The following is an 18675-nucleotide window of genomic DNA, read 5'->3' as shown; positions in this document are numbered from 1 at the left end:
CTGTCGTCTTCGCATCCAACCACGGACGGTCGGACGGCCGCTCATTACCCATGGGTTACCCAGCTCGGCGCGAGGTAAGGCCATGGGTGAGGCCGTCCCTCGACAGGACGCGCGCCAGGGACTCCACGACCTCCGGCTGGTAGTCGTGGCCCGTTGCCAGGCGGAGCCGCTCCAGGGCCTTGAGCGGGCCGTCCAGCGCCCCTGAGGGTCCTTCTCCCCGCGCCATCTCGTCGTACGCGTTCGCCGTCCGCACAATACGCGCGGTGAGCGGCTGTTCGCGGTACGGGTCGGCCTGCCGCTCCACGACGACGGCGACGGCGGCGTCCACCCCGGTCTGCCGGACGACGGCGCCGCCGAGCAGGGCTATTCGGCGCTGTTCCGCCTCCGGGAGGGCGGCGGTGGCCCCCTCGGGGACGGGGTCGACCAGGGAGAGCTGGCCGATGTCGTGCATGAGTGCAGCGTGCTCCAGGACGGTGAGGTCCGACTCGCAGAGACCGAGGTCACGCCCGACGGCCCGGCTGAGCCCGGCCACGCGGTGCGCGTGGCCCTGCGGGGTGTACCCGGCGATCTCGGTGGCCCTGGCGAGGGAGGCGATGGTCTGCCGGTAGGTCGCACGCACCGCCGCGTACCGCCGGAAGGAGAGCTGGGTGAGCAGCAGGGGGAGGCTGAAGACGGGCAGCGCCCACAGCCCCGCCACGGCCACCGCGAGCGCCATCACGGCGCCGCTCGCGCAGACGGCGGAGCCGATGCCGAGCATCGCCCGCAGCTCCTCCCGCAGCAGCGGCCCGAACGGCCACCGGGTGCGGGCGTGCGCCGTCACGGCGCCGAGGACGGCGTCGCAGAGCGCGGTGAGGACGAGCAGGGCGACGATGACGAACGCGAAGTACGGCCCGTGCCCCACCCACTCACCGAACTTGCCCGCGTTGTACAGGGGTTGGAAGCACGCGGCGGCGAACCCGACGGTCAGCACGCGGCGCGCCATCCGGTCGAGCGTGGGGCCGCGGCCGAGCGCCACGTTCGGCACCGCGCCCACGAGGGCGGCCGCGACGACCACGGCGAGCACCTGCAGCACTCCGTGGTGCGTGGCGTGTCCGGCGTTCTCGCCGAGCAGGGCGTACGCGAGGGCCCCCGCGGCGCCGAGCGGGGCGGGCTCCCTGTCCCCTCCGCTCCCCCACCGGGTCAGCTCGCCGAGGGCTATCAGGACGCCGAAGGCGAGGGCGGCCCGGCCTTCGGCGATGCCGTGCCAGAGGGTCCAGACGAGGGAGGCGCAGGCGAGCAGGCCGGCCAGGCAGGCGACCGCGCCCGGCAGCCGCGAGGGCGGCCTCACCGGGCCCCCGGCCACACGGCGGCGGGCGCGGGAGCGGGCCGGACGTGAGGCGGCACGGGCGCGCCCTGCCCCGGTGTGCCCTGCTCCGGCCCGCCCTGCTCCGGCACGTCGGCCGTGACCTCGGGGTGCCATCCGTACCGGTCGAGGGCGCGCGTGAGCGCCCCGACCATCACGGGGTCGAAGTGCGCGCCCGCGCACCGGTTGAGCTCGGCCACGGCCGCCTCGACGGGCCTGGCCCGCCGGTAGGAGCGGGTGGACGTCATGGCGTCGAAGGCGTCGGCGACCGCGACCACCCGCGCGCACTCGGGGATCTGCGGCCCGGTGAGGCCGTAGGGATAGCCGCCACCGTCCATGCGCTCGTGGTGGTGGAGGATCGCGGCGCGCGCCTCGCCCAGGAACCCGATGCCGCGCACCATCTCGTGGCCGTACTCGGGATGGAGCTCGATGATGCGCCGCTCCTCGGGCGTCAGCGGTCCGTCCTTGCGCAACAGCCGGGTGGGGACGCCGAGTTTGCCGACGTCGTGCAGGATCCCGGCGAACCGGAGGACCTCGACGCGGTCGTCGTCCATGCCCAGTTCGCGCGCGATCAGCACGGAGGCGCGGCCGACGCGCTCGCTGTGCCCGCGGGTGTACTTGTCCTTGAGGTCGACGGCCTGCACGAGCGCCCGGATGGTGGCCTGGTGGGCGGCGCGCTCGCGGTGGTACTGCGCGAAGGCCCAGCAGGAGACGCCCATCGGCAGGAGCACGAGGAGTGCGGCCGCGGGGCCGTACGGACTGGTCCAGAGCACCGCCATCATCAGGCCGGCGAGCCCGTGCACGGTGACGGGCGCGAGCGAGCGCAGGAAGAGGCCCCGCCAGGCGGTCCGCGCGGGGACGCGTTCGGCGGTCACGAGGACGCCGCCGTCCAGCACGGTGAGCACGGCGGAGAAGGCCAGCACGGCCGCGCCCGCGGGCCCGAGGACATGCGGGAAGTCGGGGCCGGCACCGGCCGCGGGCCCGCCGAGCGCCGCGTACACACGCGCCGATACCCAGGCGGCGAGGGCGAGTTGAGAGGCGCGCCAGAGACGGCGCACCCAGCGGGGCTCCTGGTCGACCCGGGCGAACAGCGCGCCGGGCACGGCGACGAGCGCGGCCGCGGACGGCGGCAGCAGGAACACTCCGGCGAGCAGTACGGGGAAGAAGGTGCCGAGCCCGCGCGGGACGCGGCCGCCGACGACGCGGCACCGGGTGATCTGCTCGCACCCTGCGTAGAGGATGGCGAGGAGAGCGACGGCGGGCCAGGAGGGGCGCGCGCCGGGGGCGGGCGCGGCGCAGGCCACGCCGGCCAGGGCGACGCACAGGATGTAGACGCGGGCCCGTACCGGCACCGACCGCATGGAGTTCTCCTCCCCGTTCCGGTCCGGAGACTAGAACGGCGCTCCCCCTGCCAGCACCCGCCCGCCGTTAATTAGCACGTTCGAGTGACGGAGGGTTCGGGTGACGGGAGGGGAGAGCGGGCCGCGCGGGGTTCCGAGTGCTCAGGCCTCGGACGGGGCCGTGGTGTCCTGCGTGATGTCCTGCTCGGGCACGGCCTGCCCGGAGCGGATGAGGTCGATGCGGCCCATGACCTTGGCCCGCAGGTCGACGGGGACGTCGTCCTGACCGCAGCAGCGCTTCACCAGCTTCTTGACCGCCTGCTCGAGGCCGTACTTCTCCAGGCACGGAGAGCACTCCTCGAAGTGCGTCTCGAACTTGGTGCAGTCGCTGTCCGGCATCTCGTGGTCGAGGAACTCGTAGAGATGGTCCAGGACTTCACTGCAGTCAGTCTCGTGCGGCTCTCCGCAGCTCATGAGCCCGAGCCTTTCGTTCCGTTCGACTCCCCTGCACCCGCCGGGACGAGCCCGCGCTCACGGGCGTAGTCCTCCAGCATGCCGCGCAGCTGGCGGCGGCCCCGGTGCAGTCGGGACATCACCGTACCGATGGGTGTCCCCATAATGTCCGCGATCTCCTTGTACGCAAAGCCCTCTACGTCGGCCAGATAGACGGCGATGCGGAATTCCTCGGGGATCGCCTGCAGCGCCCGCTTCACGTCCGTGTCGGGCAGGTGGTCCAGCGCCTGCGACTCGGCCGAGCGCAGACCGGTGGACATGTGCGACTCGGCGCGTGCCAGCTGCCAGTCCTCGATCTCCTCGGCGGCACTGCGCTGGGGCTCGCGCTGCTTCTTGCGGTACGAGTTGATGAACGTGTTGGTGAGGATGCGGTAGAGCCACGCCTTGAGGTTCGTGCCCTCGCGGAACTGGTGGAACGACGCGTACGCCTTCGCGTACGTCTCCTGCACCAGGTCCTCCGCGTCCGCCGGGTTGCGCGTCATGCGCAGCGCCGCCGAGTACATCTGGTCGAGGAACGTCAGCGCGTCCCGCTCGAAGCGGGCCGTGCGCTCAGCGGCCGTCTCGGACTTCTCCGAACTCTCTCGGGGCTGCTCCGCCTGGCCGTGCTCGGTCCCTGCGTCGGTCCCAGTGACCGGACCCACCTCCTCCAACGACGTGGCGAGGCCGAAAGCAGCCCCACTCGAATCGGAGGATAGACGACGACCCGCACCCCGCGCCGCCCGAATAGATGCGGTTTTGGGTGCGCTCAGCACCGTCCACTCCAGGTCAGCGGCGCTGGAGCGGTTCGGGCAGATGGTCGAACCCATGCGGCGGACTCCCTCTCGTACGAACAGCTGTCGACGGCGTTTGCCGTCTGTCCGCCACAACAGAGGTCACACCTCCAGCATTCCCGCCCAGCGGGTGACTCCGTCCGTGATGCGCTTCACTGCCTCGTCCTGCCCGATGTCGGCGTGCTTGGGCACGGTGAATCCGTGGTCGCCGAACGGGATCTCCACCAGTTCGTACGTGCCTTCGGGGAACTCGGCGGGCTTCCCGAAGGGGTCGTTGCCGCCCTGCACGACGAGGGTGGGCACACCGGCGCCGAGCAGTTCGCCGGCGCGGGACTTCTCGGGCCTGCCCGGGGGGTGCAGCGGGAAGCTGAGGGCGAGCACGGCGGCGGCTCCCAGTTCGGTGGCGGTGCGGCAGGCGACGCGGGCACCGGCGCTGCGGCCGCCCGAGATCACCGGCAGCCCCTTCTTCTCCAGCGCGGGCCAGATGCCGCGCCACCCCGTGTCCAGCGTCTTCGGCGCGGGGGCGAGCTTCTTGCCCGCGACGCGCCAGGGCTGCTCGACGAGGGCGACGCTCACGCCGTGCGCGGGCAGTGCGGCGGCGAGGGCCTGGAGGTCGCGGGCCTCGATGCCGCCGCCCGCGCCGTGGCTGACGGCCAGCAGCAGGCGGGCGCTCCCGGCGGGGGCCGGGTGCCAGGTGATGCGCGCCTCACCGGCGTCGGTCGGGATGAGCTCGCTCTTCGGTGCGTCCTTGGTCACGTCAGAAGAGTGTGCCCTCTTCGGGGCCGTCCAGCTCCTTCAGCAGCTCCGGGCCGTTGTTGCGCACGTTGCTGACGGCGGTGGACACCGGGAAGGCCCGCATCAGTCCGTGCGGCGGCGGCTCCAGGAGGGTGCGCAGGTCCTCGACGTCCGTGCGGGACGGGTCGAGCCACGCGTCCCAGCGGTCCGGCGTCAGCATGAGCGGCATGCGCGGGTGGATGTCCGCGAGCGAGCGCGGGCCCTCGTCGGGGCCGGCGGCGAGGGGCGCGGTCTCCGCCTCCGTGGTGATCACCGTGCACGTCACCCACCAGGCGAGGGGGTGCTCGTCGGGCAGGGTCTTGTCCCGCCAGAATTCGTAGAGCCCCGCCATGGCGAAGACCGAGCCGTCGGCGGGCGTCACGAAGTAGGGCTGCTTGCGCGGCCGCTTCTTCTTGCCCTCGACCTCCAGCTGCCGCTCCTCGGGCGCGGTCACCCACTCGTAATAGCCGTCGGCCGGGATGACGCAGCGGCGGGAGGTGAAGGCACGCCTGTAGGAGGGCTTCTCGTGGACGGTCTCCGCGCGGGCGTTGATCATCCGCGCGCCGCCCTCGGGCGTCTTGGACCAGGAGGGGACGAGGCCCCACTTCAATGTGCGGAGCTGGCGAACCGGACGCGGGTCGTCGGCGTCTTTCAGGGGGCGGTCGAGGACCGCGTAGACCTCCTTCGTGGGCGCCACGTTGAAGTCGGGGGCGAACTCCTCCTGGGGCTCCTCCCACTTCTCCACCTCGAAGGTCGCCGCGAGATCCTCGGGCCTACGACTGGATGCAAACCGTCCGCACATACGTGCCAGACTGCCAGACCGCGTACGACCTGAGGGAGCCGTCCCAGTAATGGAAAGCACCGCCAACGCCAGTCTGACCGACCTCTGGGACCGCGTCTTCGGCACACAGGCCGCGCCCGAGCAGTGGCTGGTGATCGCGGCAGGAGTCGTCGCCCTGGCGGTCGTGGTCCAGCGCACCGTATGGCGCGTTGCCCGCAACGCCATCACCATCGCGCACGAGGGCGGCCACGGCCTGGTCGCCCTGCTCACCGGGCGCCGCCTCGACGGCATCCGGCTGCACTCGGACACCTCGGGCCTGACCGTCTCGCACGGAGAGCCCACCGGCCTCGGCATGATCCTCACCGCGGCCGCCGGCTATACCGCTCCCCCGCTGCTCGGCCTGGGCGGCGCGGCGCTGCTCGACTCGGGACGCATCACGGCGTTCCTGTGGATCGCGACGGCCCTGCTCGTCGTGATGTTGGTGATGATCCGCAACGCGTACGGCGCCCTGACGGTGATCCTCACCGGCGGCACGTTCCTGGTCGTCTCCTGGCTGGCGAACACAGACGTGCAGGCGGCCTTCGCGTACGCGGTGGTGTGGTTCCTGCTCCTGGGAGGCGTACGTCCCGCCTTCGAGCTGCAGTCCATGCGCAGGCGCGGGGGCGCGGGCGACTCGGACGCGGACCAGCTCTCGCGGCTGACGCACGTCCCGGCGGGCATGTGGCTCTTCTTCTTCCACGCCGTGTCGCTCTGTTCCCTGATGGGCGGGGCCCGCTGGCTCCTTGACGTCTGAGCGGTGTCCCTGCCAGCCACTAAAGTGAGGGCATGACCGAAACCCCGGCGCACACCGCCCTCTGGCCCGCCCCGCACGCAAGCGGAGCCGTCACCGCGACGGTCCACGTCCCCGGTTCGAAATCGGTCACCAACCGCGCGTTGGTCCTGGCCGCGCTGGCCGCCGAGCCGGGCTGGCTGCGCCGCCCGCTGCGCTCCAGGGACACCCTGCTGATGGCGGGCGCGCTGCGCGCGATGGGCGTCGGCATCGAGGAGACCGTGTCGTCGAGCTCCGCCGTCGCGGGAGGTCAGGACGGCACCGGCGAGGCGTGGCGCGTGATCCCCTCGGGCCTGCACGGCCCGGCCACGGTCGACGTCGGCAACGCCGGCACGGTCATGCGTTTCCTGCCGCCGGTCGCCGCCCTCGCCGACGGCCCCATCCACTTCGACGGCGACCCCCGTTCGTACGAGCGCCCCCTGCACGGCGTCATCGACGCGCTGCGCGTGCTCGGTGCCCGCATCGACGACACGCGGGGCACGCCCGGCGCGCTGCCGCTGACCGTGCACGGCTGTGGCGCCCTCGAGGGCGGCCGGGTCGAGATCGACGCGTCGTCGTCCTCGCAGTTCGTGAGCGCCCTGCTGCTCTCGGGTCCGGGCTTCAACCAGGGTGTGGAGGTCCGGCATGTGGGCGGCGCGCTGCCGTCGATGCCGCACATCCGGATGACCGTCGACATGCTGCGCTCGGTCGGCGCCCAGGTCGACACCCCCGAGGCGGGCGGCGAGCCGAACGTGTGGCGGGTCACCCCCGGCGCCCTGCTCGGCCGCGACCTGACCGTCGAGCCCGACCTGTCGAACGCGCAGCCGTTCCTCGCCGCCGCCCTGATCACCGGCGGCACGGTCACGATCCCCGACTGGCCCGCGCACACCACGCAGCCCGGTGACGCGCTGCGCGAGATCTTCACCGAGATGGGCGGTTCCTGCGAGCTGACCGAGCAGGGCCTGGTCTTCACCGGCTCCGGGTCGGTCCACGGCATCGACGTGGACCTCAGCGAGGTCGGCGAGCTGACCCCCGGCATCGCGGCGGTCGCGGCCCTCGCGGACTCCCCCTCGACGCTGCGTGGCGTCGCCCACCTGCGTCTGCACGAGACGGACCGCCTGGCCGCGCTCACCAAGGAGATCAACGAGCTCGGCGGTGAGGTCACGGAGACCGCCGACGGCCTGCACATCAAGCCGCGCAGGCTGCACGGCGGCATCTTCCACACGTACGACGACCACCGCATGGCGACCGCGGGCGCGATCATCGGCCTCGCCGTGGACGGCGTACAGATCGAGAACGTCGCGACGACGGCGAAGACGCTCCCGGACTTCCCCGACCTCTGGACCGGGATGCTGGGGAACTGACGGGCGGATCGAGAACCATGCGCCGCTACGGCAAGAACCCCGACGAGGACGACATCCGCGTCCGCCCCAACCGCAAGGGCAACCGCCCCCGCACCCACATCAGGCCCAAGCACGAGGACGCGGCCGAGGGCATGGTCCTCACCGTCGACCGCGGCCGGCTCACCGTCCTGGTCGACGACCGGATCGTGATGGCGATGAAGGCCCGCGAGCTGGGCCGCAAGGCCGCCGTGGTGGGTGACAGGGTCGCGGTCGTCGGGGATCTCTCCGGCAAGAAGGACACGCTCGCGCGGATCGTGCGGATCGCGGAGCGCACCTCCGTCCTGCGGCGCACCGCCGACGACGACGACCCGTACGAGCGGGTGGTCGTCGCCAACGCCGACCAGCTGGCCATCGTCACGGCCCTCGCCGACCCCGAGCCGCGGCCGCGCCTGATCGACCGGTGCGTCGTGGCGGCGTACGACGGGGGTCTCGAGCCGATCCTCGTGCTGACCAAGTCGGACCTGGCGTCCGCGGACAAGCTCCTGGAGACGTACGCCTCCCTCGACATCCCCTATGTCGTCACCAGCCGTGAGGAGTTCACCGACGGCGCGGAGCTCGCGCGCGTCCACGAGCTGCTCGACGGCAAGGTCACCGCCTTCGTGGGGCACTCCGGGGTCGGCAAGACGACACTCGTCAACGCGCTGGTCCCGGAGGCGCGGCGGCGGACGACGGGGCACGTCAACGCGGTCACGGGCCGCGGCAGGCACACCACCACCTCCGCCCTCGCGCTCCCTCTGGAGGGCTCCGGCGGCTGGGTGATCGACACTCCCGGCGTGCGGTCGTTCGGCCTCAACCACGTCGACCCGTCGCGCGTCATCCTCGCCTTCCCCGATCTGGAGCCGGGGACGGTGGAGTGCCCGCGCGGCTGCAGCCACGACGAGAAGGACTGCGCCCTGGACGCGTGGGTGGCCGACGGGCACGCGGATCCGTCGCGCCTCTACTCCCTGCGCAGGCTGCTCGCCGCTCGGGAGCGACGCGAGGGCGACTGACCTCTTCGGTGGATGCGTCGCGACGAGTTTGCGGGACGCTTCGCGACGAGTTTGCGCCGCGGACGGCAAAGGTAAATGCATAATCGCACCAAGCCGGATTCAAGCCAGACGAAGCGGCCTCGGGACGCGGGCGACTACGGGAGGCAAGGACATGGCGTGGCTGCTGGTCATCGTCGCGGGGATCCTCGAGACCGGCTTCGCGGTCTGTCTCAAGCTGTCGCACGGTTTCACCAGGCTCTGGCCCACGATCGCGTTCGCCTGCTTCGCCCTCGGCAGCTTCGGTCTGCTGACGCTCGCGCTGCGCAAGCTGGACGTGGGTCCCGCGTACGCGGTCTGGACGGGCATCGGTGCCGCGGGCACGGCCATCTACGGGATGGTGTTCCTCGGTGACCTGGTCTCCACGCTGAAGATCGTCTCGATCTCCTTCGTCATCATCGGCGTGATCGGCCTTCAGCTGTCGGGCTCGGCCCACTGACGGCGTACGCCTCGCGCCTACTTGGCTGCCACCCAGCGCCCGATGGCCCCGCGGACCACTTCCGCGGGGTCGTCGTCGTTCCCGGCGGGCGCGACGACGTAGGACAGGGCGAGGCGGACGGCGCTCTCGCAGGCGCGGGCGAGGTCGGGGTCCCTGACGCGGCCGCGGCCGCCGAGCGCGAGGACCGTGCGGTCCCGTACGAGGGCGAGCAGCTCTCCTGCCGAGGGCACTCCCGCGTCCGCGCGGCGCTGCGCCGGCACCGAGGAGGTCGATCCCGCGGCGCGGCTCGGCGCGGGCAGCCGCTCGCTCCAGCAGCCGGTGAGCGCGGCCCGGACCAGCACGTTGGTGCGGGCGGCGCCCACGGTCCACGCGGCGACGGCGGCGAGCCGGTCGGCGGGGTCGCGCTCCTCGGCGAGTGCGCGTTCGACGCCGTGCAGATAGCCGTCCGTCTCGCGCCGCAGCAGGGCACGGGCGAGGCCGTCCTTGCTGCCGAACTCGTTGTAGAGGGTCTGCCGGGAGACCCCGGCGGTCGCCGCCACATCGACCATGCGGACACCGGGCCACGGCCGTCGCGCGAGCGCTGTGTACGCCGCGTCCAGTAAGGATTCCCGTGCTGCAGGCATCGTCGCCTCCGGGTCAGAGCGGCTCCCGTGCCAGAGTTGACGCGCTCGGCGGCACTGTCAATAGCTCCGGCAGCAATGTGCGTGACGTCCGCGCCACGGCCCTGTGGATCGCGTCGATCGAGATCGATACTGTTCACCCATGCCCGACTACCACGATGATCTGCGTCTCGCCCACGTCCTCGCGGACGCCGCCGACGCCGCGACCATGGACCGGTTCAAGGCCCTCGACCTGAAGGTCGAGACCAAGCCGGACATGACGCCGGTGAGCGAGGCCGACAAGGCCGCCGAGGAGCTGATCCGTGGCCACCTCCAGCGGGCCAGGCCGCGCGACGCGATCCTCGGCGAGGAGTACGGCGTCGAGGGCACGGGGCCGCGCCGCTGGGTGGTCGACCCGATCGACGGCACCAAGAACTACGTACGAGGCGTCCCGGTGTGGGCCACCCTGATCGCCCTGACCGAAGCGGGCGAGGGCGGCTACCAGCCGGTGGTCGGGGTCGTCTCGGCGCCCGCGCTCGGCCGCCGTTGGTGGGCGGCGAAGGGCGGCGGCGCGTACACGGGCCGTTCCCTCACCTCGGCGACGCGCCTGCAGGTCTCCAAGGTCTCTCGGATCGCGGACGCCTCGCTGGCGTACTCCTCGCTCTCCGGCTGGGAGGAGCAGGGCCGCCTCGACGGCTTCCTCGACCTCACGCGGTCGGTCTGGCGCACGCGCGGATACGGCGACTTCTGGCCGTACATGATGGTCGCCGAGGGTTCGGTCGACCTCTGCGCGGAGCCGGAGCTCTCGCTCTGGGACATGGCGGCGACCGCGATCGTGGTGACGGAGGCGGGCGGCACCTTCACCGGCCTCGACGGCAGGCCCGGCCCCCACAGCGGCAACGCGGCGGCGTCGAACGGCCTGCTCCACGACGAACTGCTCGGCTATCTCAACCAGCGGTACTAACTGAACCCGCCCGGCCCCTTGCTGCCCCTCCGCGGGGCTGCGACTCTATGAGTCCCCCCACTTGTGAACTTGTGAATCCGTTCTCCAGCAGGTAGCGGAGGCAATCCTTCGCCCACCGGGAGGCCGCGGTTTCACCAAGGAGGTGGCTCACGCCCATGCTCGTCCGCGACGCCATGAGCACGGTGGTCCTGACCATCGGCCCCACCCACACCCTGCGCCAGGCGGCCAGGCTGATGTCAGCGCGCCACGTCGGAGCGGCTGTCGTCCTCGACCCCGACACCTATGGGCTCGGCATCCTGACCGAGCGCGACGTCCTCAACTCGCTCGCCCTCGGCCAGAGTCCGGACACCGAGATCGCCGGCACCCACACCACGACCGAGGTCGTCTTCGCCACCCCGGCGTGGACCCTGGAGGAAGCGGCGGACGCCATGTCGCACGGCGGCTTCCGGCATCTGATCGTCATGGAGGAGAACGAGCCCACGGGCATCGTCTCGGTGCGCGACATCATCCGCTCCTGGGCGCCCGACCGGCGCGCGACGGCTCAGCTGACGGGGTGAGAGCACGGCGGCGGGCCGGTCCCCCGAAGGGAAACCGGCCCGCCGTCTCTCTACGACAAGGGGTACTGGTCAGCCGCGCAGGGCCTGGACCGCGGCCTCCAGCCGCTTGCCGAAGTCTCCGTCGGCCTGACGGAAGTTGTCGACCGCGCGGTCGACGATGTCCTCGCGCGAGACCTTGGCGAGGAAGCCCGACAGGTTGTCGATCAGGCGGCCCTTCTCGTCCTCGGACATCAGGCGGTAGAGGTTGCCCGCCTGCACGAAGTCGTTGTCCTCGGCGTGCCGGGGCGTCTCGTGGTTGCCGGTGGCGCCGGTGACGGGCGTGGGCTGCCACAGCGCCCGGTCCGTCTGGAAGGGGCCGCCGAAGCTGTTGGGCTCGTAGTTCTTCGCGCCCTTGTGGCGGCCGTCGTACAGGAAGCCGTCACGGGAGTTGGTCCGCGCCTCCGTGGCGTGCGGGCGGTTCACCGGCAGGTGGTCGGCGTTGATGCCGACGCGGTAGCGGTGGGCGTCGCCGTACGCGAAGAGACGGCCCTGGAGCATCTTGTCCGGGGACGGGCCGATGCCGGGCACGAAGTGGGCGGGGCTGAAGATGGACTGCTCGACCTCGGCGAAGACGTTCTCCGGGTTGCGGTTGAGCTCCAGCTTGCCGATCTCGATCGGCGGGTAGTCCGCGTGCGGCCACACCTTGGTGAGGTCGAACGGGTTGAAGCGGTACGTGGCCGCGTCCGCCGCCGGCATGATCTGCACCTGCACGGACCAGCTCGGGAACTCGCCGCGCTCGATGGCCTCGCGCAGGTCGCGCTGGTGGGAGTCCGGGTCCTCACCGGCGAGCTTGTTGGCCTCGTCCTGGGTGAGGTTCTTGATGCCCTGGTCGGTCTTGAAGTGGTACTTGACCCAGAAGACCTCGCCCGCTTCGTTGTTCCACTGGAACGTGTGCGAGCCGAAGCCGTCCATGTGGCGGTACGAGGCGGGGATGCCGCGGTCGCCGAAGAGCCAGGTCACCTGGTGGGTGCTCTCCGGGCTGAGGCCCCAGAAGTCCCAGACGTTGTCCGCCTCCTGCGAGCCCGTGTAGGGGTCCCGCTTCTGGGTGTGGATGAAGTCGGGGAACTTGATGGCGTCCCGGATGAAGAAGACCGGGGTGTTGTTGCCGACGAGGTCGTAGTTGCCCTCTTCGGTGTAGAACTTCAGCGCCCAGCCGCGCGGGTCGCGCACCGCGTCGGCCGCGCCGAGGTTGCCGGCCACGGTGGAGAAGCGCAGGAACGTCTCGGTCTGCTTGCCGACCTCGGAGAGGAACTTGGCGCGCGTCCACTGCGAGACGTCACGGGTGAGCGTGAACGTGCCGTAGGCACCCGCACCCCGGGCGTGCACCACACGCTCCGGGATCCGCTCGCGGTTGAAGTGGGCGAGCTTCTCGAGCAGCAGCTGGTCCTGCACGAGGACCGGCCCGCCGAGACCCGCGGTCTCACTGTTCTGGTTGTCGGCGACCGGCGCGCCGGCCTCCGTGGTGAGCGGTCCCTGCGTCACGTGCGCCTCCTGCGTCATACCTGCGGGTCCTGTCCCTTGGCTTGCGATGACCCAATCCTACAATGGACAATGTCTAAGTCAAGTAAGCATCCAAAGTCACACCTGTTCGGGACTTGTTCCCTCGCCTGTTAGGCTGGTTTTCATGAGTGACCTGTTGGAACGACTGCGTGGACGCGGTTGGCGCATGACGGCGCAGCGACGCGTCGTGGCCGAGGTCCTCGACGGTGACCACGTCCACCTCACGGCGGACGAGGTGCACGCGCGTGCCGTCGGCAAGCTGCCGGAGATCTCCCGGGCCACCGTGTACAACACCCTGGGCGAGCTGGTGTCCCTCGGCGAGATCCTGGAGGTCTCCACGGACCGCCGCGCCAAGCGGTACGACCCGAACGCGCACCGCCCCCACCACCACCTCGTCTGCGCCCGGTGCGGGGCGATCAGGGACGTTCACCCCACGGGCAACCCCCTGACCGACCTCCCCGACTCGGAGCGCTTCGGCTTCACGGTCGAGGACGTCGAGGTCACCTACCGGGGCGTCTGCCCGAACTGCGCGGGCGCGTAAGCACTCTTCCGTACGGCACGAAGGGCCCGGCACCAAAATCGGTGCCGGGCCCTTCGTGCCGTCCCGGCCGCGGCGCACCCCTTCCAAGATCTGACGGACCGTCATATTCTCTGCGGCGCCCGACATCCGCCTGCCCTCCGCAAGGAGAAGCCGTGGAAGATCCGCACCAGTCACATCCCTCACCACCCAAACTCCGCGCCCGCGCGGTGACCAGGACCTTCGGCCGGGGCGCCGGAGCGGTGCACGCGCTCGGCCCCGTCGACCTCGACATCGCCCCCGGCGAGTTCACCTGCGTCGTCGGCCCCTCGGGGTGCGGCAAGTCGACCCTTCTGCGCATCGCCGCCGGCCTTCTGCGGCCCAGCTCCGGCGAGCTGAGCATCCGCACGTCCGCCCGCCGGCCGGTCGCCATGATCTTCCAGGACTACGGCATCTACGACTGGAAGACGGTCCTGGCCAACGTACGTTTCGGCCTGGACATCCAGCGCGTCCCCCGCGGAGAGGCCAACGCGCGCGCCGAGGAGTGGCTGGCCCGCATGGGCCTCGCGGAGTTCGCGGGGGCCTATCCCGCCACCCTCTCCGGCGGCATGCGCCAGCGCGTCGCCATCGCCCGCGCCCTGGCGGTGGAGCCCGAGATCCTCCTGATGGATGAGCCCTTCGCGGCCCTCGACGCCCAGCTCCGCACCATCCTTCAGGAGGAGCTGCTGGCCCTCACACAGACCACGGAAACCACCACCCTTTTCATCACCCACAGCCTTGAAGAGGCGATCGTTCTCGGCGACCGCGTCCTGGTGATGTCGGCCCGGCCGGGACGCGTCATCGCCGCACGCCGCCCGCCGTTCCCGCGCCCCCGCAGCGGCGACGTACGGACGGCACCGGAGTTCACCGCGCTCAGGAGCGAGCTGTGGGACCTGCTGCGGGCCGAGGTCGGCACGGAGGCCGCCGCATGACCACCGCCACCGGCAAGAGCCCGGCCCCGCGGGACGCCCCTGGAGCCACAGCCCGGGAAGACCTCCTGGTCAGAAGGCCGGGCCCGCAGGAACTGCACCCCGTCCGCACGCATCGCCGCCGCCGCGCACTGGAGCTGTCGCTCGCCGTGGGCGTGCCCGCCGCCCTGATCCTGCTGTGGCAGCTGGCCGCCGTCGGGGGCTGGATCGACGACCGCGTCTACCCCGCGCCGCAGACGATCCTGGAGGACGGCTGGCACCGGGCCGCCGACGGTGAGCTGTGGCCCGACGTCCGGGCCACGCTGAAGCGCGTGCTCGCCGGGTACGTGATCGGGACGGTCGCCGGATACGCGCTCGGCCTCCTGATGGGCTCCCTCTCCGTCGTACGGGCCGCCCTGGAACCCACCCTCGACGCGCTGTACGTCGTGCCCAAGCTGGCGCTGCTGCCCGTCTTCCTCAACATGTTCGGCCTCGGCGAGGGCCCGCAGATCGCGCTCGTCGCCGCCACGGTCTTCTTCTTCGTCTGGATCTCGACGATGGCGGCGGTCCTCGCCGTCCCGTCCGGGCACCGCGACGCCGGGCAGGTCTTCGGCGCCTCGCCCTGGCAGATGTTCCGCCACGTCCTGCTGCCCGCGTCCCTGCCCGCGGTGCTGGTCGGTGCGCGGATCGCCGCGGGGGTCGCGGTCCTGGTGATCGTCGCCTCGGAGCAGATCGCGGCGGCCGACGGTCTCGGGCACCTCATCTTCGACTCGCGGGCCCTCTTCCAGAACGACGTGATGTTCGTCGGCATCGTCTGTGTCGCCGTGCTCGGCGTCGTCTTCTCCGAGCTGGTGCGGATCGCGGGCCGGCTGCTCACGCCGTGGGCCCCGCGGGACCGGGGCCGGAGCCATTCGTGACCAACCTGTCCCCGGGAGGCTCCATGCGCACCCGTACCACCGCTCTGGCGCTGTTCGTGGCGGGCTCACTGCTCGCGGCGGCGGGCTGTGCGAAGGAGGACGATGCGCCACCGCCCGCCGAGCCCGCGAAGCCCCGCGCCGTCAGTCCGGTGGCGGGCTGCGGCAAGGGCAGCTGGACCGACCCCGCCGATCTGACCCCCGACCGGAAACCGGCCCGCTGCGACTCGGGCACCCCCGCTCCCCGACCGCTCGCCGAGAAACGGGACCTCACGATCGCCACCGGCACCCTGAGCGCCGAGTACGTGGCACCCCTCCAGATGGCCGTCGCGAAGGGCGAGTTCAAGAAGGAGGGCCTGAACGTCGCCCTGAAGGTCCTGCCCACGCCTGACGCGCTCCCCCTCCTCGCGAAGGGCGACGTCGACGCCCAGTGGGCCGCCCCGGAGGCCGCCGTGATGAACGGCATCACCAGCGGGTTCGACATCAAGTGGACGGCCGGCAACTTCTCCCCCGACCCCCGCTCCAAGAGCGGCCTGTGGGTACGCCTCAAGGAGGACGAGACGGCGGACCACGTCCCCATGGCGGGCCGCACCCTCGGCACGATGATCGGCAAGGGGTCCGTCATCGCGTACCCCATGGGCAAGGCGCTCCACAAACACGGCGGCGGGCTCGACGAGATCCAGTTCCAGCAGCTCGGCTCGGCGGACGTCCTCACCGCGCTCCAGAACGGCGGCACCGACGCGGCGTGGCTGCTCGATCCCGTGTGGCGCAAGGTCGACGGCGACAAGCGGTTCGCGTTCCTCGGCGGCCAGCCGCAGGCCGAACCGCTCGGCGGCCTCCTCTTCGGACCGAACCTCCTGAGGAAGGATCCGGACGCGGGGGTCGCGCTGCTGCGCGCGTACATCCGGACGGTGAACACCTACTTCGCGGGCGACTACAAGGCCGACAGGGCCTTCGCCACGGAGCTCGCCAAGGTGCTCAGCACGGACAAGGAGGTCCTGCTGGCCACGCCGTCGCTCCGCATGGACTGGGAGATCCGCGCGGGGACGACGGACCGTCTGCAGGACGCGTACCGCGCGGCGGGTGTCTCGAAGGGCGACAAGGTGCCCGAGAAGAAGGCGGTGGACCGCGAGCTCTACGAGGAGGCGGTGGGCCACAAGTGAGTGAGCAGCCGAGGCACGCGAGTGGTTCGCCGACGGAGGACGACCGGGGCCACACATGAATCGAGGGCCGGAAGCCAATTGGCTTCCGGCCCTCGACCGTCAGTAGCGGGGACAGGATTTGAACCTGCGACCTCTGGGTTATGAGCCCAGCGAGCTACCGAGCTGCTCCACCCCGCGTCGGTGAACACAACTCTACGTCAGCGCTACGACCAGCGCAAATCCGTTCCCCCCGCGGGCGTCCCTGCGTGCGGGGGCTACGCCGTCAGCTCCTGCCGCAGCGCCTCGCGCAGGCGTCCCGCACGCTCGGCGACCTCGGCGGGACCGAGATCGACCGCGCGCGATGCCCACCGCTGCCCCTGCGCCAGCTGCCCGCGCCGGGCGTAGAGCAGGGCGAGCCGGAGCGCCGCCCGCCCGTGCCCCGCGTCGGCGGCCCTGGTCCACCACAGTGCGGCCTCCGGCTCGCTGCCCTCGCGGGCGAGGAGCAGTCCGAGGTTGAACGCGCCGTTGCGGCTGCCGGCCTCGGCCGCCTTGCGGTACCACCGCGCGGCCTCGACCACGTCGCCGCGGGCCGATGCGAGCATGCCGACCCGGACCTGGGCGCGGCGGTGGCCCATCTCGGCCGCCCGCTCGTACCACTCCTCGCACTCGGTCTTCTCCGCCGCGGGCTCACCGAGGACCGGCGCCTCGGCAGGGCGGCGCCGCGCGTCGAGCAGCGTCCCGAGGCGGTACGCCGCTTCGGCGCTGCCGCCACCCGCCGCGCACCGCAGGTGCCGCTCGGCCTCCTGCTCGTCGCCCTCGCGCAGCCGCGCGGTGCCGACCTGGAGGGCGGCGTCGGTGTGCCCGGCGGCCGCCGCCCGCTCGTACCACCGCAGGGCGGCGGCCTCGTCGTCACGGCTGGCGTAGAGGATCCCGAGGTTGAACGCGGCGTCGACGCTGCCCGCCTCCGCGGCCTTGGAGAACCACGGCTCGGCGCCTGCCGCGTCGCCGCCCTGGAGCAGCAGCACGGCCAGCGCGTTGGCCGCCTCGCGGTGTCCCGCGTACGCGGCGCGGCGGTACCACTGGTCGGCGTGCGCGGTCCGCCCCTGCTCGGCGCAGAGCAGCCCGAGGTTGTACGCGCCGTTCACGTCGCCCGCGTCCATGGCGGCGCGGTACCAGCGCTCGGCGGTCTGCGTCTCGCCCCGCTCGGCGTGCAGGGCGCCCAGCGCGTTCGCTGCGTTGCCGTCGCCGTCCTGGGCGGCCTTGAGCCACCACACGGCGGCGCTCTCCTCGTCGCCCGCGTCCCGGAGCAGGAATCCGAGGGCGCAGGCCGCACGGGACTCGCCGTCCTTGGCCGAGTTGAGGTACCAGCGTCCTGCCTCCTTCAGCTCGCCGCGCCGCTCCAGGATCGCGCCGAGGTGCAGCGCGGCCCTGCGGTGGCCGCGGGCGGCCGCCTGGCGGTACCACTGCTCGGCCTCGTCGGCGGGCGTGCGCGCCGCGTCGTCCGCGCGGTCCGTGCGGCGTCGGGGCGCGGTCGTGGGGCGCTCGGCGCGGTCCGGGCGCTCCGCGGCGGCGCGCCGGTCGAGCGCGCGGGCGAGGCGGTAGGCGGCTTCGCGGTGACCGCGCTCGGCGGCGGCGCGCAGCCAGCGCTCGGCCCCGACGTCGCCGCGGTGCTCCAGGAGGTCGGCGAGCGCGTACGCCCCGAGGGTGTGGCCCTGCTCGGCGGACTGGCGCAGCCAGTACTCGGCGGCGGGTTCGTCGCCGCGCTCGCGGTGGTGCCTGCCGAGCGCGTGCGCGGCCGCGGCGGACCCGGCGACGGCGGCGACCCGCCACCAGCCGGCGGCCTCGTCGGCGTACCCGCGCTGGTGCAGGAGGACTCCGAGGTTGTTGGCGGCGGCGCGGTCGCCCTCGGCGGTCGCCGCGCGCAGCAGAGATTCGGCACCGTCGAGATCACCGCGGCGCAGCAGAAGGCTTCCGAGGACGCTCATCGCGGCCACGTCGCCGGCCTCGGCGGCCAGCCGGTGGCGCATCTCCTCGGCGGCCGCCCCGGGATCCTCCCGGTCGGCCGGCTGCACAAACCGCCCTGTCTCCAACAGAGTTGCCTTGTCCCCCATAACGTCCATCGTCGCACCACCTGCAACCTGGGTACATCTGGTATACCGCAGCCAGTGAGGTCACTTCAGCGTTTTGTCGACATGCCCACAGAGAGATAAGTCAAACACAGATCCCCCAACTCTCCCCCGACCGAGCACCGTTCACATTTCTTGGCATAGGACACCCGCACGCGCACAAGACACCCGCACA

General features: G+C 72.0%; 19 protein-coding genes and 1 tRNA gene. 10 read left to right on the top strand and 10 right to left on the bottom strand.

Going from position 1 to position 18675, the window contains the following annotated elements; genetic code table 11:
• Positions 1-55 precede the first annotated feature (55 nt).
• From AC07DO_RS23045 to AC07DO_RS23020, 6 genes are all read right to left on the bottom strand, one after another.
• Positions 56-1327 carry an HD-GYP domain-containing protein gene (locus AC07DO_RS23045; protein ID WP_479062146.1) on the bottom strand — a complete coding sequence of 424 codons (1272 nt, stop codon included), beginning with the start codon at positions 1325-1327 and terminating at the stop codon, positions 56-58.
• Entirely contained in the window at positions 1324-2703 is a 1380-nt protein-coding gene (locus AC07DO_RS23040) for an HD-GYP domain-containing protein (RefSeq protein ID WP_479062144.1), read from the bottom strand. The genes AC07DO_RS23045 and AC07DO_RS23040 overlap by 4 nt, the downstream gene beginning before the upstream one ends.
• A gap of 141 nt (positions 2704-2844) precedes the next feature.
• On the bottom strand, positions 2845-3156 hold the full coding sequence (gene rsrA / locus AC07DO_RS23035; RefSeq protein ID WP_150186125.1) for a mycothiol system anti-sigma-R factor: 312 nt from the start codon (positions 3154-3156) through the stop codon (positions 2845-2847).
• Positions 3153-3836: a sigma-70 family RNA polymerase sigma factor gene (locus tag AC07DO_RS23030; RefSeq protein WP_055563701.1), complete on the bottom strand. Its 684-nt coding sequence runs from the start codon at positions 3834-3836 to the stop codon at positions 3153-3155. Before AC07DO_RS23030 ends, rsrA begins: the two co-directional genes overlap by 4 nt.
• Positions 3837-4067: 231 nt before the next feature.
• On the bottom strand, positions 4068-4721 hold the full coding sequence (locus tag AC07DO_RS23025; protein ID WP_479062142.1) for an alpha/beta hydrolase family protein: 654 nt from the start codon (positions 4719-4721) through the stop codon (positions 4068-4070).
• Between the two features lies 1 nt (position 4722).
• Positions 4723-5541 carry an SOS response-associated peptidase gene (locus tag AC07DO_RS23020; protein WP_479062141.1) on the bottom strand — a complete coding sequence of 273 codons (819 nt, stop codon included), beginning with the start codon at positions 5539-5541 and terminating at the stop codon, positions 4723-4725.
• Between the two features lie 49 nt (positions 5542-5590).
• On the opposite strand from AC07DO_RS23020, the gene AC07DO_RS23015 reads away from it, so the two are divergent.
• The 4 genes from AC07DO_RS23015 (at position 5591) to AC07DO_RS23000 (ending at position 9195) form a co-directional block, all read left to right on the top strand.
• Positions 5591-6313 (top strand): M50 family metallopeptidase, encoded by a 723-nt coding sequence (locus AC07DO_RS23015; protein WP_479062140.1) that lies wholly within the window; start codon positions 5591-5593, stop codon positions 6311-6313.
• Between the two features lie 32 nt (positions 6314-6345).
• Positions 6346-7692, top strand: coding sequence for a 3-phosphoshikimate 1-carboxyvinyltransferase (aroA, locus tag AC07DO_RS23010; protein ID WP_479062139.1), 1347 nt, complete (start codon positions 6346-6348; stop codon positions 7690-7692).
• A 17-nt stretch (positions 7693-7709) separates the two neighbouring features.
• Positions 7710-8720: a ribosome small subunit-dependent GTPase A gene (gene rsgA / locus AC07DO_RS23005; RefSeq protein ID WP_479062138.1), complete on the top strand. Its 1011-nt coding sequence runs from the start codon at positions 7710-7712 to the stop codon at positions 8718-8720.
• 151 nt (positions 8721-8871) lie between these two features.
• Positions 8872-9195 (top strand): DMT family transporter, encoded by a 324-nt coding sequence (locus tag AC07DO_RS23000; RefSeq protein ID WP_150172050.1) that lies wholly within the window; start codon positions 8872-8874, stop codon positions 9193-9195.
• 17 nt (positions 9196-9212) lie between these two features.
• On the opposite strand, the gene AC07DO_RS22995 is transcribed toward AC07DO_RS23000, so the two are convergent.
• Positions 9213-9818, bottom strand: coding sequence for a TetR/AcrR family transcriptional regulator (locus AC07DO_RS22995; protein ID WP_479062136.1), 606 nt, complete (start codon positions 9816-9818; stop codon positions 9213-9215).
• A 139-nt stretch (positions 9819-9957) separates the two neighbouring features.
• Here AC07DO_RS22995 and hisN point away from each other — a divergent pair, with 139 nt between their 5' ends.
• On the top strand, positions 9958-10758 hold the full coding sequence (hisN, locus tag AC07DO_RS22990) for a histidinol-phosphatase (RefSeq protein ID WP_479062135.1): 801 nt from the start codon (positions 9958-9960) through the stop codon (positions 10756-10758).
• 155 nt (positions 10759-10913) lie between these two features.
• Positions 10914-11315, top strand: coding sequence for a CBS domain-containing protein (locus tag AC07DO_RS22985; protein WP_479062133.1), 402 nt, complete (start codon positions 10914-10916; stop codon positions 11313-11315).
• A gap of 69 nt (positions 11316-11384) precedes the next feature.
• Here the strand turns inward: AC07DO_RS22985 and AC07DO_RS22980 are convergent, their stop codons facing one another.
• Positions 11385-12854, bottom strand: a complete 1470-nt coding sequence (locus AC07DO_RS22980; RefSeq protein ID WP_479062132.1) for a catalase — start codon at positions 12852-12854, stop codon at positions 11385-11387.
• 124 nt (positions 12855-12978) lie between these two features.
• Here AC07DO_RS22980 and AC07DO_RS22975 point away from each other — a divergent pair, with 124 nt between their 5' ends.
• The 4 genes from AC07DO_RS22975 (at position 12979) to AC07DO_RS22960 (ending at position 16395) form a co-directional block, all read left to right on the top strand.
• Entirely contained in the window at positions 12979-13395 is a 417-nt protein-coding gene (locus tag AC07DO_RS22975; RefSeq protein WP_479062131.1) for a Fur family transcriptional regulator, read from the top strand.
• A gap of 152 nt (positions 13396-13547) precedes the next feature.
• The gene (locus AC07DO_RS22970; protein ID WP_479062129.1) at positions 13548-14342 is read left to right on the top strand and encodes an ABC transporter ATP-binding protein; all 795 of its coding nucleotides are present in this window, start codon (positions 13548-13550) and stop codon (positions 14340-14342) included.
• A complete protein-coding gene (locus AC07DO_RS22965) occupies positions 14339-15235 on the top strand; it encodes an ABC transporter permease (RefSeq protein ID WP_479062127.1) in 897 nt (298 codons plus the stop codon). Before AC07DO_RS22970 ends, AC07DO_RS22965 begins: the two co-directional genes overlap by 4 nt.
• Before the next feature lie 23 nt (positions 15236-15258).
• On the top strand, positions 15259-16395 hold the full coding sequence (locus AC07DO_RS22960) for an ABC transporter substrate-binding protein (RefSeq protein WP_479062126.1): 1137 nt from the start codon (positions 15259-15261) through the stop codon (positions 16393-16395).
• Positions 16396-16498: 103 nt separating this feature from the next.
• On the opposite strand, the gene AC07DO_RS22955 is transcribed toward AC07DO_RS22960, so the two are convergent.
• Positions 16499-16572 (bottom strand) — tRNA-Met (locus tag AC07DO_RS22955).
• 77 nt (positions 16573-16649) lie between these two features.
• Positions 16650-18494 carry a tetratricopeptide repeat protein gene (locus AC07DO_RS22950; RefSeq protein WP_479062124.1) on the bottom strand — a complete coding sequence of 615 codons (1845 nt, stop codon included), beginning with the start codon at positions 18492-18494 and terminating at the stop codon, positions 16650-16652.
• Positions 18495-18675 lie beyond the last annotated feature (181 nt).

It is taken from the genome of Streptomyces sp. NPDC045678 (assembly GCF_056432085.1).
The sequence above is the reverse complement of the archived record's forward strand: the minus strand, read 5'-3'. Positions and strand labels throughout refer to the sequence as shown.